Here is a 16,598-nt window from a genome sequence, read left to right as displayed (position 1 = left end):
TCTTTCAATCGTTTCTGCGCGACTGCGACGGGGCGGTGGGGCGACCCGCTTTTATGTCGACGAGACCCGTACAACGCCGCATAAATCGTGTCGAGAACGCCGTCGAGCTTTTCGTCGGCCTCGCCGGCTCTCGTGGGCGTGCGAGCGGCTAAAGTCAAATTGACTGAATAGGCGATCAATGAGATTTCCTTGCGCGCCGTCCGCCGTCGATCCCTCCCCGGGAGAGGGATCGACGGCTCGCGGTCAGTAGCCGGCGACGACCGGCGGTTCGCCCGCCGGCGCGGCGCCATAGGTGTAATCGGCGGCGCCATAAGCGTCGCCGAAGAGGCCGCTGGCCGCGCCGCCCACCGCGTCGACGGGGGCGGTCAGAAGCCCGAGCGGACCCGGGTCGGCGTAACCGGGCGCCGCGCCGTAATAGGCGGGCGCCGCCCCGCCCGCGGCGACGACGAGCGGCGATTGGACGAAGCCCACGGCGCCGCCATAACTGACACGGCACCAGGCGCGGCAGGCGCGCGCGTCGATGGGCGCGCCGGCGGGAATCATGGCGACGACCGCGCTCCGCATGCCCGGACGCGCATGGAGCGCGGTGGTCGTCGAGACGGTGGCGGGCGCGGCGGCCGCCGAGCCCACGGAGGCGGCGAGGGCCGCCGCAACGAACAGAGGCGTAAGTGTCGAACGCATTTCTCTCTCCCTACGCTTTGCCCAGACCCACGCACCATGTAGGGCGCGGGTGGACGCCAGCCGCCGAATCGGTTCAAAAACATGCGCTTTCCCTAACGCTCACGTCCGGCCGCCTCGCGCCGGAGGCAAGATTTGCCTGATGCGCATCCTCGTTACCAATGACGATGGCGTTCACGCGCCGGGACTCGCCATAGCGGAGAAGATCGCGCGCGAAATCTCCGACGACGTCTTCGTGGTCGCGCCGGAATGGGAGCAGTCGGGCGTCGCCCATTCGCTGTCGCTCAACGATCCGCTGCGCCTGCGCGAAATCTCGCCGCGCCATTACGCGGTGAAGGGCACGCCGACCGATTGCGTGATCATGGCCGTCCGCAAGCTCCTGCTCGACCATCCGCCGGATCTGGTGATTTCGGGGGTCAATAGCGGGCAGAACCTCGCGGAGGACGTGACATATTCCGGCACCATCGCCGGCGCGATGGAGGCCACGATCCTCGGCGTCCCCGCCATCGCGCTCTCGCAGTGCTATGATTTCTTCGCCGGCAAGCGGGTCGTCCACTGGGATTGCGCCGAGGCGCATGGCCTGGGCGTGGCGCGCAAGCTGCTCGACGCGGGCATTCCGCGCAACGTTCTGATGAACGTGAATTTTCCCAATTGCCACGCCGACGAGGTCACGGGCGTCGCCGTCACCATGCAGGGGCGGCGCAGCAACGATCTCATGAGGATCGAGGATCGCAAGGACGGACGCGGCAATCCCTATCACTGGATCTCGTTCCAGCGCGGCAGTTTTACGCCGGGGCCGGGCACGGACCTGCTCGCGATCGACGAAAACAAGATCTCGGTGACGCCGCTTCAGCTCGACCTCACCGACCATCCGACCGTCACGCGACTCGCCGCCGTCTTCGAGGAAAGCGCGAAGGAGCGCGCATGACCGAAACCGCCGCCAGAGCCGCTTTCGAGGAGCGCGCCGCGCTGCTCCTCGCGGTGCGTCAGGCGGGCGTGCGGGACATTTCGGTGATGCGCGCGATCGAGGCCGTGCCGCGCGAGGCTTTCGCGCCATACAAATTCCGCGACCTCGCCAATCGCAACATGGCGCTGCCGCTGGGCTGCGGGCAGACCATGTCGCGCCCCGCCGATCTCGGCCGCCGCATCGAGGCCTTGCGGATCGGGCGCGGCCATCGCGTGCTCGAGATCGGCGCGGGATCGGGCTATGGGACGGCGATCCTCGCCCGGCTCGCCCGGGAGGTGGTGACGCTGGAGCGTTACGAGACTCTCGCCATCGAAGCCGCCCGGCGCCTCGCCGCGCTGCCCGCCGCCAACGCCTCGGCGCTCCATGCCGACGGCCTTGCGCCCGCGCGCACGCTCGGCGCGTTCGACCGCATCGTCGCGCAGGCCGCGTTCGAGGCTGCGCCGACCGCGCTCCTGGAGATGCTGTCTCCCGGCGGCGCCATGGTTTACGTGCGCCAGGAAGCCGCCGGGGGCGAAAAGCGTCCGCGTCAACGATTGATTAAGGTTGATCGCATCGAAGGCGGCCAATTGCGCGAGACGGACCTCGGCCCGCACAGCCTTGGCGCGGCGACGCCCGGGATCGCAAAGGCCCTGTAGATCGCGGGCTTGCGACATGATGAAGATTTTAGCGGCGCCGTTCTCGCGGGATTCATCTTAAACGCCTCCTTAACCCGCTTGGGCATAGAACTATTGTGTTGGTGGTGCGTGCGAGTGGGTCGCGTCATGGCTATAGAGCGTCAAATTGCATATTCGCGGGTCGCGGTGCGGCTCTTGATGGCGGCGGGGGCGGCCGCCCTGATGGCGGGTTGTTCGGACGCCTCGCGTTTCTCCGATCCTTTCGCTGATCCCTTCAGCTCGGGCGGCGCGCCCAAAGTCGCGAATTATCGCGGCGTCGATCGCGCGCCGACCGGAGCCATCTCCAATCCGGCGCCCGCCCGCGTCGAATCCCGTCCGCTGCCGGCGCCGGCCGCCCAGCCCGCCGCGCCGCGCGCCCCGGCGCCTGTCGCGGGCGCCCAGCCGCCCGCCGGTCCCGGCGGCTCGCATTGGACCGCCGATGGCGGCACGCCGATCACCGTCGCCTCCGGCGAGACGGCGGGCATGCTCGCCACGCGCTACGGCGTGCCGACCGACGCCTTGCTGCGCGCCAACGGCTACAGCTCGGCCGCGCAGGTGCAGCCCGGCTCGCGCCTGATCGTCCCGGTCTATCGCGCCGGCGCCGTCGCCCATTCCGGCCCGGCCGCCGCCCCGGCGCCCGTCAAGATCGCCGAGGCCAGGCCGGAGCCCAAGCGCGATCCGAAGGCCGAAGCCGCCGCCGCCCGCGAGGAGCAGCGCAAGGCGGAAGCCGCGGCCAAGGCCGCCCGCGAGGAGCAGCGCAAGGCCGAGGCCGCCGCCAAAGCCGCCCGCGAAGAGGAAGCCAAGGCCAAGAAGGCCAGGGCCGCCGCCGAGGAGCAGGAGCTGAAGCGCCAGAAGAAGGCCGAAGCCGAGAAGGCGGCCGAGGAGGCGCGTCTCGCCAAGATCGAGGCCGATAAGCAAGCCGCCCAAAAGGCCGCCGAAGCCAAGAAGCTCGCCGACGCGAAAAAGGCCGAAGCGAAGAAGGAAGCGGAAGCCAGGGCCGCCGAGGCCAGGATCGCCGCCGAGAAGGCCAAGCTCGCCAAGGCGGAGGCCGCCAAGTCGAAGGCGGACGCCGCCAAGGCCGCCGAGGCGAAGTCGGAAGCCGCCAAGGCCGCCGAGGAGGCCAGGCTCGCCAAGGCGGAAGCCGCCAAGGCCGCGAAGGCCGAGCGTCTCGCCAAGGCGGAAGCCGCGCGCGAGGAAGCTGCCGCCGCCGCGGAAAGGCAGGGCGCCGCCGACAAGCAGCAGCAGAAGGCCGCCGCGGCCGAGAAGCCTGCGGAGCCGGCTCTCGCCGCTCGTCAGGTCGACAAGAGCACGCCGACCGCCTCCATTCCCCCGGCCGAGGAGACGACCAAGGTCGCCGCGGTCGACAGCGACAAGCCGGAATTCCGCTGGCCCGCGCGCGGCCGCATCATTCAGGGCTTCTCGTCGGGCGGCAATGACGGCATCAACATCGCCGTGCCGGAAGGCACGCCGGTGAAGGCGGCCGAAGGCGGCACGGTGGCTTACGCCGGCAGCGAGCTGAAGGGTTATGGCAATCTGGTGCTGATCCGTCACCCGAACGGCTTCGTCACCGCCTACGCCCATAATGGCGAGCTCGACGTCAAGCGCGGCGACTCCGTCAAGCGCGGCCAGACGATCGCCAAGTCCGGCCAGTCCGGCAATGTCGGCTCGCCGCAGCTTCACTTCGAGCTGCGCAAGGGCTCGACCCCGGTGGATCCGACGAATTACCTCGCCGGCCTGTAAAAGAGGGCGCGGTAAGAAATTCTCCGGAGTTCGCGAGACACTTACGTCCGGAGAAAAGCTGGGCGGCGGGTCCCAGGAAAGGCCCGCCGCCGGTTTTTGACGCGATCAGCTTCCCCCCAGCAGCGCGCTTTCGATCCCCGGCCCATATCAGTCCCGCTTGATCCGTTCGCCGCCGTCATTGCGAGGAGGCGAAGCCGACGAAGCAATCCAGCGCCGCAATAGCGTCTCCTGGATTGCTCGGGACGATCGGGCGAAAATGATTTCGGACGGTTGGCCCGCCCAATACTTCCCCTTTACGGGAGGTCGGCGGTCGAAGGCCGCCGCGTGGGGCCGTTTTCACCAATATTGCGCAAGCTTTAACCCACTCAGCCCCAGGGGGAGAGGGATGCGCCGCCGGCCGCGCCGGCTGCTTTTATCTTAACCGTTGAAATAATACTATTGAATAGAAGACCGGCTCCATATCCTAAGCTGGAGAGATGAAGGGGTTGGGATTTGGGCGCGGGAATGGCTGCCGCCGTGGCTTTGATGCATTATCTTTCGTCTTCTTCAGCGCGCTTCGGCCGCACGCGCGGGCTCACATGACCCATCCTTTCTTCTCGCTGCATACCCATGGCTTCATTCGCGCCGCCGTCGCCTGTCCGCGCGTGCGCGTCGCGGACCCCGCCTTCAACGTCGCGCGCACGATCGAGATGGCGCGGGAGGCGCATGAGAAGGGCGCCTCGCTCGTCCTGTTTCCGGAACTCGGAATTTCAGCCTACGCCATAGACGATCTCCTGCAACAGGAGGCGCTGCTGCGCGCCGTCGAGACGGCGCTTGGCGATCTGATCGAGGCGTCCCGAGAGCTGCATCCGATCATTGTCGTCGGCGCGCCGCTGCGCCATCGCGGGCGACTCTATAATTGCGCCGTCGCGCTCCTGCGCGGACGCGTCCTGGCGGCGACGCCCAAGACCTATCTGCCGAACTACCGCGAGTTTTACGAGAAGCGCCATTTCGCTTCCGGCGCCTTCGTCGCGGGCGAGGACATCGCCGTCGCCGGCCAGATCGCGCCTTTCGGCTCGGATGTGCTGTTGGAGGCCACGGACGCCGACGGCCTCGTGATCCATCTGGAAATCTGCGAGGACGTCTGGGTTCCCATTCCGCCGTCCGCGCGCGCGGCGCTTGCGGGCGCGACGGTGCTGCTCAATCTCTCGGCCTCCAACGCCATCGTCGGAAAGTCGGATTACCGGCAGACGCTCTGCGCCGCGCATTCGGCGCGCTGCCTCGCCGCCTATCTCTATTCGGCGGCGGGGCAGGGCGAGTCGACAACCGATCTCGCCTGGGACGGCGAGGCGATGATTTATGAGAAAGGCGATCTCCTCGCCAAGGCGCCGCGCTTCTCGGACGAGCCTCAGCTCGTCACGGCCGACATTGATATTGGCCGCCTGACGGCCGAGCGCGCGCGGCAGGTCACCTTCGGCGATTGCGCCGACGCCGAGGCGGGCGCCACGCAATATCGCCGCGTCGATTTCGAGCTCCGCGCGCCGCGCGACGCCGATCTCGGCCTCATGAGGGGGGTCCCGCGCTTTCCCTTCGTGCCGAACGACGAAGCCCGATTGGCGGAATTGTGCTTCGAGGCCTTCAACATCCAGTCCCATGGGCTGGCGCAGCGGCTGCGCGCCTCCGGCTTGGAGAAGGTGGTCGTCGGCGTTTCCGGCGGCCTCGACTCGACGCAGGCGCTGCTCGTGGCCGTTACCGCCATGGACGCGCTCGGCCTGCCGCGTCCGAACATTCTCGCCTTCACGCTCCCCGCCTTGGCGACGACCGACCGCACGAAGAGCAACGCCTGGGCGTTGATGCGCGCGCTTGGCGTTTCCGCGCGGGAGATCGACGTCTCCGCGGCCTGCAAGCAGATGCTGGAGGATATCGGCCACCCCGCCGCGCGGGGCGAGGCGGTCTATGACACGACCTATGAGAATGTGCAGGCGGGCGCGCGAACCTCGCTGCTCTTTCGCCTCGCCAATCTGCATAACGGCCTCGTCCTCGGCACGGGCGATCTCTCCGAGCTGGCGCTCGGCTGGTGCACCTATGGCGTCGGCGACCAGATGGCGCATTACAACGTCAACGCCTCCGTGCCCAAGACGCTCATCCAGCATCTCATCCGTTGGTGCGCGCGCGACGCGCGTTTCGGGCCGGAGACGGTTTCCGTGCTGGCGGACATTCTCGCGACGGAAATCTCGCCCGAGCTCGTGCCGGGGGAGGAGACGCAACGCACGGAGGCCTTTGTCGGCCCCTATGCGTTGCAGGATTTCAATCTTTATTACACGACGCGCTACGGCTTCGCGCCGGCGAAAGTCGCCTTCCTCTCGTGGCATGCATGGCGCGACGCGCATGCGGGCGCATGGCCTTCGGTGATCGCGGATAAGGATCGCGTCGCCTATGACCTCGCGGAGATCAAGCATTGGCTCGGCGTGTTCCTGCGCCGCTTCTTCGCGACGAGCCAGTTCAAGCGCTCGGCCTTGCCCAACGGTCCGAAAGTGAGTTCCGGCGGATCGCTCTCCCCGCGCGGCGACTGGCGCGCGCCGAGCGACTCATCGGCGGACGCCTGGCGCTCGGCCCTTGGCGACATCCCATAAGGGGCGCGAGGCGCAGCCGACTTGACCGTGACTATTTAAAGACAGTCGCCGCTCGGCCCGGAAAAAAGGCCGGCTAATGCCGGCCAGTTGGGAGCGTCGAAAGGAAAACGCTACGTCGTCAGGCTCTGCGGAGGAAGCCGACGACAGCGGAAATGACGAAGAGAGCCAACGCCACCCAGAAAAGAATCCGCGCGCCTTCCATCGCCGTCCCGGCGACGCCGCCAAAGCCGAAAAACGCAGCGATGACGGCGACGATGAGAAACAGGATCGCATAGTGCAGCAGGCTGCCCATGTTGACCTCCGTAGTGACCTTCATTCGCAGGCAGAACGCGCGCTCGCCACGTCTGTTCCGGCGCGAGCGGCGCGGAGCGGGCCTAGACCATGGCCAGCGGGATGCTAAATTTCGCAGCGTCGGTCTTTCGGCATAGGCTCACGGGAAATTGGGATCCGCGACATGTGCTATTCGCTTGAAGCAAGCATTATGGCCGGAGTCGGTCTGGGGTTGGCCGGCTTTGGCATGGTCGCCAAGGCAGTCCTTTTCGATCGGCGCATGCTGATCTTCGCCGCCTTTCCGCTGGTCTTCGCCTTCCACCAATTCACGGAGGCCGCCGTGTGGTGGACGGTCGACGACCCGCAGGCGGGCCAGCCTTTCCGCTACCTCTACACGCTCGTCGCCTTTGCGCTCTGGCCGGTGCTGACGCCTTTCGCGGCCGCCTATTCGGAGACCGATCCGGAGCGGCGGCGCCTTTGGCGCCTGCTCGCCGGCACGGGAGTCGTTTTGGCGGTCTATCTCATCGCCATGCTCGCCTTGTCGGGCGGCATCGATCTCAAGATCGTGCGTCACGCGCTGGCTTATGATCCGCTCTTCGAGCGCCCGCCGCTCATCGTGCATTTCCTGTATGTGCTGCTGACGGTCGCGCCGCTCGTGCTCAGCCAGCGGCGCGGCGTCGCGCTTTTCGGTTGGGCGGTGTTCGCGACATTCGTGCTCGCTCTCGCAGGGAACCGGCCCGCTTGGTACTCTCTCTGGTGCCTCGCCGCCGCCGTGCTCAGCCTGATCCTCGCCTTCGCCATCGAGGAGCAGCGCAGCGCCGACTATGACGAGATGGAGACGCAGAGCTGATCATCGGGCGGTCGCGCGCGCGAAGTCGAGATAGAGCGCGCGCAGCCGTCCGGCGTGCGGTCCCGGCGCGCCGTCGCCGAGCGGCCGGCCGTCGATCGAGACGACCGGCAGCACGAGATTGGAGGCCGAGGTCAGAAAGGCCTCGGCCGCCTCATGGGCTTCCGCGACCGTGAAGGCGCGCTCCTCGATCGTCAGGCCGTGCTCCTGCGCGAGCGCCATCACGGAGCGGCGCGTGCAGCCGGGGAGAATGGCTTCCGAATTCGGCCGCGTGAGGATCGCGCCCGCTTTGGTCACGATGAAGGCGGTGGAGGAGGAGCCTTCCGTGACGAAGCCTTCCGGATCGACCATCCAGGCTTCCTGGCAGCCTGCTTCCGTCGCCGCCTGCTTGGCGAGCACCTGGGCGAGCAGGGCGACGCTCTTGATGTCGCGCCGCGCCCAGCGCAGATCCGGCGCGGTGACGACTTTTACGCCCTTCCTGGCGTAGAGCGAGGCGAGGATGTTCTTCTGCTGGGTAAAGGCGACCAAAGTCGGTCTGACGCCTTTCGGAAAGGCGAAATCCCGCTCCGCCGCGCCGCGCGTGATCTGGAGATAGACCATGCCTTCCGTAACGCCGTTGCGCGCGACGAGGGTCTTTTCGATCTCGACGATCTCCGCCATGGAGACGGGGCTTTCGAGCCGAAGCGCCTTCAGCGAGCGCTCGAGCCGCGCCATATGCGCTTCGTTGTCGATCAGCTTGCCGTCTATGACGGCGGCGACTTCATAGACGCCGTCGGCGAACAGAAAGCCGCGGTCGAGGATGGAGACCGTGGCGTCTTCAAGCGGCGTATAGGCGCCGTTCACATAGGCGATGTCGGACAAGGGGAGGGGCCTCCTGGTTTGGAGCTGTTTAGCGCAGAAGCCTGCATCCTGTCCCGCCGCTCATTTCCCTCTCTCCCCAGGAGGCCGTCATGGCCGGGCTCGTCCCGGCCATCCACGCCGGGACGGTGTGCAAGAGCGAAAGGAAAAACCATTCCGTTGCAACGCTCTCCGCAGCGCGGGCGCTCGGCTTTGATGTGACCGAACTGCGATCCGAGGGCTGGATGAAATGGCGTTGACGGGTCTGGTTTCACGCCAAATCGCCATATGAATCGCGCCATTCGGCCGTGCGCCGTTCGGACGGTTCGTCACGATGAAGATCCAGCCGTCGCGCATTGCGAATGTTGCGCGGCGTGGATGGCCGGGACAAGCCCGGCCATGACGGGGTGGGTGACTTTCGAGATATGTCCATGCGGCAGCCGTGAAAGCGGGCGGTCGCGGCCCTTCGTCACTTTCCCGCGCCGCGCCTACGTAATAGAAGGATGAAAAAGGGAGCCGGCGGTGGGCGAGGAAATCAAGGCCACGGGCTTTTCCGAGGCCGACAAGGCGCAATTCGCCGCGCGGCTCGCGGCGGAAACGGACCTTGCGCGAAGCCTTTTCTCGGACGGCAAATTCTCCCGCGCCGGCCATATGATCGGATTCGAGATCGAGACCTGGATCGTCGACCACAATTACTTCCCGGCCTCCATCAACCAGCAGCTTCTCGAGGCGCTGGACAACCCGCTCGTCGTGCCGGAGCTGTCGCGCTTCAATCTCGAGCTGAACTGCGATCCGCTGCCGCTCCAGGGCGACGCGCTCGGCCTCGCCTATGACGCCTTCGTCAGGGTCTGGGCCGCCTGCAACGAGACGGCGCACCGGCTCGACGCCAATCTCGTGCTGATCGGCACGCTCCCGACGATCCGCGACGAGGATCTCACGCTCGCCAATATGTCGCCGCTCAACCGCTATTATGCGCTCAACAGCGAAGTGCTGCGCATGCGCGGCGGGCGGCCCTTGCGCGTCGATATTCTCGGCCGCGAGCATCTCGTCTCCGAGCATCGCGACGTGATGCTGGAGGCGGCGACGACCTCCTTCCAGGTGCATCTCAAGGCGCCGGCCGATCTCGCCCATCTCTATTACAACGCCTCCATCGCGGCCTCGGGTCCGATCCTCGCCGCCTGCGGCAATGCGCCTTTCCTCTTCGGCAAGGCGCTGTGGGAGGAGACGCGCATCCCGATCTTCGAACAGGCCGTGGACGTGCCCGGACCCCCGCGGGTTTGCATGGGCTCCGGCTACGTGACGAAGTCGCTCCTCGAAATCTTCGAGGAGAATGCGCGCGACTATGACGCGCTGCTGCCCATCGCCTTCGACGACAGGCCCGAGGCGATGCGCCATTTGCGCCTTCATAACGGCGTCATCTGGCGCTGGAACAGGCCGCTCATCGGCTTCGACGACGACGGCGCGCCGCATCTGCGCGTGGAGCACCGCATCCTGCCGGCGGGGCCGAGCTTCGTCGACATGATGGCGAACGCCGCGTTCTATCTCGGCCTGACGCGGGCGCTGGCGCTCGCGGGCCGGAATGGAACGGTCGGGCTCTCTTTCGAGGACGCATTGCGGAATTTCTATACGGCCGCGCGTCTCGGGCTCGACGCCGTCCTGACATGGCCGGGACTCGGCGAGATCGGCGCCGACCAATTGCTGTTGGAGCGTCTCATCCCCGCCGCGCGCGCGGGTCTTCGGGATTTCGGCGTGACCGACGCGCGCGGCTTTCTCGACGTGATCGAGGCGCGCGTGCGCTCCGGTCAGACCGGCGCGGCGTGGCAACGCAAGGCGCTTCAAGCCTGCGGCGGCGACCTTTATGCGATGATGGCCGCTTATTGCGAAGGGCAGCGCAGCGGCGCGCCCGTGCATGAATGGGAAGCATGAGAATGGATGCGATCGACGCGCCCTGCGCCGTGATGGACCGATTGCCGGAAGGTTTCCTCGACTGCCCCGCCGACAAGCTCATCGACATCCTGCCGGGACCGACGCTCTTCGACCTTTCGGGCCGCGATCCGCATCCGCTCTTCGTCTCGACCCTGCTGCACGGCAATGAATATAGCGGGCTCGACGCCATGCAGCAGGCGCTACGGCGTCACGCGGCGCGGGGGCTGCCGCGTTCGCTTCTCTTCTTCGTCGGCAATATTCGCGCGGCGGCCGCCAATCTGCGCACGCTTCCGGACGAGCGCGACTATAATCGCGTCTGGCCCGGCACGCTCCATCCCGGCGAGAGTCAGTCGGCGCTCGCGCAATGGGTCTATGACTATGCGGCGAAGCGCGGGCTCTTCGCGAGCATCGACATTCACAACAATACGGGCTTCAATCCGCACTATGCCTGCGTGAGGAGGCTGGAGCCGAAATTCATCGCGCTCGCGCGGCTCTTCTCGCGCATCGTCGTGCATTTCCAGCGGCCCGTGGGCACGCAGGCGGCGGCTTTCGCCAATCTCTGCCCGGCGATCACGGTCGAATGCGGCAAGGCGGGGGCGGGTTCGGCGACGCAGCACGCCATCGAGCTCGTCGAGGCGGCGCTCTCTATCGCGCATCTGCCCGATCATGCGCCGGCGCCGCACGACGTCGATCTCCTGCGCACCTACGCCATCGTGAAGCCGCCGGCGGAATCGACCTTCTCTTTCGACGGGTCGCCGGCCGATTTCATGTTCCGCCCGGACATCGACCATCTGAATTTCAGCGAGCTCGCGCCCGGCGCCTCCTTCGGCGTCGCGCGCGCGGGCGTGGCGCTCGACATTCTTCCCGGAGACGGCGACGATCGGCCGCCCGGCGATTATTTCGACTATTCGGGCGGCGAGATCAGGCTCTCGCGTCCGGCGATCCCCGCCATGCTCACCGTCGATCCGCGCGCCGTGAAGCTCGATTGCCTGTGCTATCTCATGCACCGCATCGGGATAGACGGGGCGCCGTTGTAAGATTGTCTTTTCCCTCTCCCCGCTTGCGAGGAGAGGGCAGGGTGAGGGGCGAGGCGAAATCATTGGCGCCGCGTTTTGATCGCGGGTCGGCCGAACATCGTCGTTGCGGCTTTGCCCCTCACCCCAACCCTCTCCCCGCAAAGCGGGGAGAGGGGGCTTGGCGGCTCGCGATCAAATCTCGAAACACGCGACGATCGGCGCATGCAGCGACCCTAATACCGGGTCCGCGGCATAGACTTCATCCAGCAGGCCGTCGTTCAAGATGCGCGTCTCGCGCCATCCCGCGGCGAGCGCCGGCGAGGCGAGAATATGGTCGATCAGCTTCGGACGCCCCGCATGCAGCACTGTGAATTGACGCGCCGCTTCGATGCGCTCCTCCATCGGCGCCAGCGCCCGCGCGCCTTGCTGCAATTCATTGTCGCCGCCGCGCAGGAGACGCGTCGGCGCGTCATATTCGTCGGCGTTGAAATCGCCGCAGACGGCGATCAGCGCCTCCGGCTCGGCGTCGAAGAGCGTTTCGACGAAAAGCCGCGCCTCCAGCGCCTGTCCCTCGCGCTTCTGAGCCGCGACGAACTGCCCTTCGATCTGCGATTTGCTGGACCCTTCGCCGCGCGCCGTGGCGACGGGCGCGGGGCGGGGCGCGCGCAGATGCAGGTCGATGAGATGCAGCGACCGGCCCGAGGGAAGCTCGGCCTCGGCGTAGAGCAACGGCCTGTCCCATTCGATGACGATGGGCGGCGGGACGACGTCGCCCTCGCGGGGCGGCGGCCAGGACCAGCGCTGGACGATCTCGTGATGGATCTGGCGCGCCTGCCGGATCGGCCAGCGGCTGAGGATGGCGAGATTATGCACATCGGCCGGCGAGTCGCTTCCCGGCCGCACGCTGGCCGCGCGATGAAATCCGGCATGGGGCGTCCCGGCGAGCAGGCGCTCGAGCGCGAGAAATTCGCGCGGACCGCGCTTGTGCGGCTTCTGCGCCCCGACCTCCTGCAGGCAAAGCACATCCGCGTCGAGCGCGGCGAGCAGCGGCAGCAGGGCGGCGCGGCGCGCCTCGAAAAGCGGCTGGTTCGACGCCGAGAAGTCGAGATTTTCGAGATTGAAGGTCGCGAGCCGCAGGGTCATCGTCCGATTGTCGCGCGGCTCGCCGCCGGGCGCCAGAGCTCCCCGGTCGGGTCCGGCGCGAATCGCGGAAGCTCCTGCGGGCGAGCTTACGCCTGACGAAAGACGCGCCTGTCGGGAAAATGCGCCGCGCCGCCCCTCGACGGCGGCGGCGTTTGGCGTCACTATTGCAAGGCTTTAAGATCTCCTCGGGAGCTCCTCGCCTTGTCCGTTTTCGACGGCATTCCCTTCTTCGCCGGGCTTGAGTCCGCGCGCGCCGAGATTTTCGGCCGCCAATGCGTGCGCAAGCGCTATTCCGAGGGCGAGCTCGTCCTCGACTTCGACGATCCCTCGACCGACGTTTATTTCATCGTTTCGGGCGATGTGCGCGTCCTCGTCCGCACCGCCGCCGGCAAGGAGATGATCCTGGGCGACTTCGGTTCGGGCAAGTTCTTCGGCGAGATGGCCGCGATCGACGGGGCCAAGCGCTCCGCGAACGTCACGGCGCTCACAAATGCGGAACTCCTGCTCGTCCCGCCGACCGTCTTCAAGGAGATCGTCCTGCATGCGCCGGAAATCAGCGATCGCTTGCTGCGCCTCCTCACCGCGCGCGTGCGCGAGCTCAATATCCGGCTTTTCGAGCGTTCGGTCCTCGATTTGCGCCACCGCCTCTATTCGGAGCTTTTGCGCATGTCGGCGCCCCGCAAGGGCCATGAGGGCCAGGCCATCGTCTCGCCGCCGCCCTTCCAGCACGATCTCGCCGCGCGCATCGGTTGCCGGCGCGAGCAGGTGAGCCGCGAGCTGAGCGCGATGACGGAAGAGGGGCTCGCCGAGAAGGTGCGCGGCGGCCTCGTGCTTCTGCGCCCGGGCGTGCTGGAGAAGCGCGTGAAGGATGCGATGAACGCGGCGGAGTGACGCCTGTGTGCGCCCGCGCACAAACGAAACCCTCGTCGTCTCCTAGCTTCGACCCATCTTTACGGGACAAGGACGTCTCGATCGATGAGGGAGAAGCGGATGATCGCTCATTTGACGCCCATCGAGCGCTGCACGGAAGTTGCGGGCCTCGCCCCGCATGAAATCATGCTCGGCGTGAGCCCCAGCGAGAAGCATGAGCGCCTGCTCGCCAAATATCGCAGCGCCCGCCGCTCGCGGGCGGCGGCGCGCGCCAGAATCGTCGCGGACATTCGCGCGGCCGTTTCGTCGGGCGCGACCGGCGAGGCGGCGGATCTTCTCGTCGTCCTGCGGCGTCTTCTGGCCGTGGATCCGTCGCGCGAGCCGGGCCGGAAAGGCTCCGCCGTCTCTCGCCGCCGCGCCCCGGCCCCGCGCGGCCGATCGGCGAGCCGCGCTCTCAGCGCGCGCCTCGCGAGCGAGGCTCCGAAAAGCTCGGAGGCGATTGTCCTTCGCCTCCCGCGAGAGCGGAAACCCCAAGGCAAATCGGGTGAAGGCTGGGCATGAACAAATTCCTCTTCTTCACGGGGAACGCGACCTTGCGGCGAGGCCTGTTGTCCAGCTGCAACAGTGAGGGATTGTTTCATTGGGGGCGCAGCGGCCAATTGGGACGGTGCAGCCGGTTCTGATCCTTTATTTACAATTGCTTGCTGTTGCGCCCCTTGTCGCTCTGGTCGGACTCTTCCGTCTTGCCGCGCCGGCGCCTTTGAGTCAGCTTCGGTTTCGCTGGGGTAGAGCGATGTGGGGGGCGAGTTTTGATTTCGATGAGGACGAACGCTTTGAAACGATTTGGCGGTCTCCTGGTCGCCGCCGCTCTCTGCGCTCCAGCCATGGCGCAGGACATCCGCGCGGAGCGCGACCAGCTCGCGGCGCGAATTCAGGCCCATCCCGAGGATTACGACGCGACCTACCGCTTTGTCGTGGTGACGACCGAATTGCGGGACTATGAAGCGGGCATCGGCGCGCTGGAGCGCCTGCTGATGTTCAATCCGCAGCTCTCCCGCGCCCGCAAGGAGCTGGGCTTCCTCTATGCGCGGCTCGGGGCGTGGGAAGTCGCGGCTCAGCATCTGAAGGCCGCCAGGGCGGCCGGCGATCTCGATCCGGCGCAGACCGCGCAGATCGACGCGCAGCTCCCCGACATCGAGAAGCGCACGCAGACGAGCCGCATCTCGGTGCGCATGCATGTCGGCTTGCGCGGCCAGTCCAACGCCAATTACTTCCCCGCCAACAATCTCTTCCAGGTCGGCGGCGTCGGCCTCGCCTCCGCCGCGCCGCAAAAGGCCGATCTCAATTCCTTCCAGCTCATCCAGGCCGCGCATGAATATGAATTTGGCGGCCAGCGCGGCGACCGCCTGGAGACTCGCGTCACGGGCTACGCCACGCAGCAGTTCAACCTGCCGCAATATAGCGTCATGCTTTTCTCGGCGACGACCGGTCCGCGCTTCTTCATCCCGCAGACCTTTGTCGGCAATCTGTCGGTGCGGCCCTATCTGACCGGCGCCGTCTCCATGCTCGGCTCCAACAATTATCTCAACACCGGCGGCGCCGGCGCGAGCCTGCGCGCCGATTTCGGCCCCGACGCCTGGCTGGAGCCCGGCGCCGAGTGGCGCGGCATTTGGGTTGATCCGGGCCGCTATGTTTTCGGCGTGCCGCCTTATGCGACGCTCTCGACCCTGGCCACGGGCGACGTCGTCACGGGCTATGTGAGCGGCTCCTATCGCGTGCTCGACGGCGTGCGGCTCGACGGGCGCGTGGCCTATTCGCGCGCAAGCGCCGGCTATGCGGCGCAGAGCTCCGATCAGGTCGACGTGCAGGCGATGGTCCGTTTCGAGGTCGATCCGCCGCATCCGATGATCGCCCGGCGCTGGACGATCGCGCCCTATGCCCGCTTCACCCACCTCGCCTTCGACGCGGCGAATCCGCTGGTCAATCCTTTCGTCGCGCGCCATGACGCGGCCTGGACCCACGGCGTGATGCTCGACGCCCCGGTGACGGAGACATTCGGCTTCGCGGGCAATCTGGAGTTCCTTCGCAACGACTCGAACATCCCGAATTTCAAGATGCACAATGTGGCGGTCTCTTTCGGCCCCACGGCGAAGTTCTAAGGGAGAAGCCTCATGAAAAAGATCTCCCTTCCGGCGCTCGCCTCCGCTTTCGCGCTGGCTTCTTTTCCCGCTGCGGCCGAAAGGGTCGGCAATGTCGGCGCGGTCAACGTCGCCGCTCACGGCACGCCGCCCGGCGCCGCCAAGCGTCCGCTATCCATCGGCCTCGGCGTCGAGAAGCGCGAGCGCATCGAGACGGCGGGCGAGGGCAGCGCCCAGATCGTCTTCAATGACAGCTCGACCATGACGGTTGGGCGCAACAGCTCGATCGTGATCGACGATTTCGTTTACAACGGCGCGAGCGGCAGCCAGGGCGTCACCATCGCCAAGGGCGTGATGCGCTTCGTCGGCGGCGGGGTCAGCCACGGCTCCGGCGCGACGCTGAAGACGCCGACGGCCTCGATCGGCCTGCGCGGCGGGTCCGTGCTCGTGCGCATCGGCGGCGAGTGCGAGGCGCTCGTCGTGCATCAGAACGGGATCGCCGATATTGTCGGCCCCGGCGGCGACTCGCAGACGCTGAACCGTCCGGGCTTCGGCGTCTGCGCGCGCAGCGGCGGCGTCTCGGAGCCCTTCCGCGTGCCGGCGGAGACGATCGCCGCGCTCAATGCGCAGATGGCGAGTCGGATCGGCCAGTCCGGCGGGGCCAAGGCGAAGCCGCGCAACTCGGACGCCAATTTCGCGCTCGGCAATGACCGCCCGGCGAGCGTCGAGCCGCCGCCGGGCCTCGAAGCGCTGGGCCCCGTCTGGGCCGGCGCCGCCATTGTGCAGAGCCGCGCCAATGTCGAGAACCAGCCGGCTCCGCCGGTCGTGGTCGAGGAAAGCGAATATTACCCCGAATATCCCGAAGGCCGGTAAAACGCGCTATCGCCGGCGCGCCGGCGGA

At 67.0% G+C, this 16,598-nt stretch carries 16 protein-coding genes; 12 read left to right on the top strand and 4 right to left on the bottom strand.

What is annotated here, in order from left to right:
- Positions 1 to 243: 243 nt before the first annotated feature.
- Positions 244 to 681 carry an SH3 domain-containing protein gene (locus tag ACV7JP_RS17860; RefSeq protein ID WP_457796993.1) on the bottom strand — a complete coding sequence of 146 codons (438 nt, stop codon included), beginning with the start codon at positions 679 to 681 and terminating at the stop codon, positions 244 to 246.
- Between the two features lie 139 nt (positions 682 to 820).
- On the opposite strand from ACV7JP_RS17860, the gene surE reads away from it, so the two are divergent.
- The 4 genes from surE (at position 821) to ACV7JP_RS17840 (ending at position 6,650) form a co-directional block, all read left to right on the top strand.
- Positions 821 to 1,606 (top strand): 5'/3'-nucleotidase SurE, encoded by a 786-nt coding sequence (gene surE / locus ACV7JP_RS17855; RefSeq protein WP_457796992.1) that lies wholly within the window; start codon positions 821 to 823, stop codon positions 1,604 to 1,606.
- Positions 1,603 to 2,280, top strand: coding sequence for a protein-L-isoaspartate O-methyltransferase family protein (locus ACV7JP_RS17850; protein WP_457796991.1), 678 nt, complete (start codon positions 1,603 to 1,605; stop codon positions 2,278 to 2,280). The genes surE and ACV7JP_RS17850 overlap by 4 nt, the downstream gene beginning before the upstream one ends.
- A gap of 201 nt (positions 2,281 to 2,481) precedes the next feature.
- On the top strand, positions 2,482 to 4,038 hold the full coding sequence (locus tag ACV7JP_RS17845; RefSeq protein ID WP_457796990.1) for a peptidoglycan DD-metalloendopeptidase family protein: 1,557 nt from the start codon (positions 2,482 to 2,484) through the stop codon (positions 4,036 to 4,038).
- Between the two features lie 578 nt (positions 4,039 to 4,616).
- Positions 4,617 to 6,650 carry an NAD(+) synthase gene (locus tag ACV7JP_RS17840; RefSeq protein ID WP_457796989.1) on the top strand — a complete coding sequence of 678 codons (2,034 nt, stop codon included), beginning with the start codon at positions 4,617 to 4,619 and terminating at the stop codon, positions 6,648 to 6,650.
- A 118-nt stretch (positions 6,651 to 6,768) separates the two neighbouring features.
- On the opposite strand, the gene ACV7JP_RS17835 is transcribed toward ACV7JP_RS17840, so the two are convergent.
- Positions 6,769 to 6,942, bottom strand: a complete 174-nt coding sequence (locus ACV7JP_RS17835) for a DUF1328 domain-containing protein (RefSeq protein WP_457799115.1) — start codon at positions 6,940 to 6,942, stop codon at positions 6,769 to 6,771.
- A gap of 162 nt (positions 6,943 to 7,104) precedes the next feature.
- Between ACV7JP_RS17835 and ACV7JP_RS17830 the strand changes: the two genes are divergently transcribed.
- Positions 7,105 to 7,770, top strand: coding sequence for a DUF6629 family protein (locus tag ACV7JP_RS17830; RefSeq protein ID WP_457796988.1), 666 nt, complete (start codon positions 7,105 to 7,107; stop codon positions 7,768 to 7,770).
- On the opposite strand, the gene ACV7JP_RS17825 is transcribed toward ACV7JP_RS17830, so the two are convergent.
- Positions 7,771 to 8,628, bottom strand: a complete 858-nt coding sequence (locus tag ACV7JP_RS17825) for a D-amino-acid transaminase (protein WP_457796987.1) — start codon at positions 8,626 to 8,628, stop codon at positions 7,771 to 7,773.
- A gap of 89 nt (positions 8,629 to 8,717) precedes the next feature.
- Between ACV7JP_RS17825 and ACV7JP_RS17820 the strand changes: the two genes are divergently transcribed.
- The 3 genes from ACV7JP_RS17820 (at position 8,718) to ACV7JP_RS17810 (ending at position 11,567) form a co-directional block, all read left to right on the top strand.
- Positions 8,718 to 8,864 carry a hypothetical protein gene (locus ACV7JP_RS17820; protein ID WP_457796986.1) on the top strand — a complete coding sequence of 49 codons (147 nt, stop codon included), beginning with the start codon at positions 8,718 to 8,720 and terminating at the stop codon, positions 8,862 to 8,864.
- 262 nt (positions 8,865 to 9,126) lie between these two features.
- Positions 9,127 to 10,530, top strand: coding sequence for a hypothetical protein (locus tag ACV7JP_RS17815; RefSeq protein ID WP_457796985.1), 1,404 nt, complete (start codon positions 9,127 to 9,129; stop codon positions 10,528 to 10,530).
- A gap of 2 nt (positions 10,531 to 10,532) precedes the next feature.
- Entirely contained in the window at positions 10,533 to 11,567 is a 1,035-nt protein-coding gene (locus tag ACV7JP_RS17810; RefSeq protein ID WP_457796984.1) for a M14 family metallopeptidase, read from the top strand.
- Positions 11,568 to 11,738: 171 nt separating this feature from the next.
- On the opposite strand, the gene ACV7JP_RS17805 is transcribed toward ACV7JP_RS17810, so the two are convergent.
- Complete coding sequence (locus ACV7JP_RS17805; RefSeq protein WP_457796983.1) at positions 11,739 to 12,689, bottom strand: endonuclease/exonuclease/phosphatase family protein; 951 nt, start codon at positions 12,687 to 12,689, stop codon at positions 11,739 to 11,741.
- Positions 12,690 to 12,890: 201 nt separating this feature from the next.
- Between ACV7JP_RS17805 and ACV7JP_RS17800 the strand changes: the two genes are divergently transcribed.
- The 4 genes from ACV7JP_RS17800 to ACV7JP_RS17785 all read left to right on the top strand — a co-directional run bounded on the left by ACV7JP_RS17800 (position 12,891) and on the right by ACV7JP_RS17785 (position 16,570).
- On the top strand, positions 12,891 to 13,580 hold the full coding sequence (locus ACV7JP_RS17800; RefSeq protein ID WP_457796982.1) for a Crp/Fnr family transcriptional regulator: 690 nt from the start codon (positions 12,891 to 12,893) through the stop codon (positions 13,578 to 13,580).
- A gap of 99 nt (positions 13,581 to 13,679) precedes the next feature.
- Complete coding sequence (locus ACV7JP_RS17795; RefSeq protein WP_457796981.1) at positions 13,680 to 14,120, top strand: polysaccharide deacetylase; 441 nt, start codon at positions 13,680 to 13,682, stop codon at positions 14,118 to 14,120.
- Between the two features lie 323 nt (positions 14,121 to 14,443).
- Positions 14,444 to 15,718 (top strand): hypothetical protein, encoded by a 1,275-nt coding sequence (locus tag ACV7JP_RS17790; RefSeq protein WP_457796980.1) that lies wholly within the window; start codon positions 14,444 to 14,446, stop codon positions 15,716 to 15,718.
- A 12-nt stretch (positions 15,719 to 15,730) separates the two neighbouring features.
- Entirely contained in the window at positions 15,731 to 16,570 is an 840-nt protein-coding gene (locus tag ACV7JP_RS17785) for a FecR family protein (RefSeq protein WP_457796979.1), read from the top strand.
- Positions 16,571 to 16,598 lie beyond the last annotated feature (28 nt).

This window comes from Methylocystis sp. S23 (assembly GCF_054106005.1).
The sequence above is the reverse complement of the archived record's forward strand: the minus strand, read 5'-3'. Positions and strand labels throughout refer to the sequence as shown.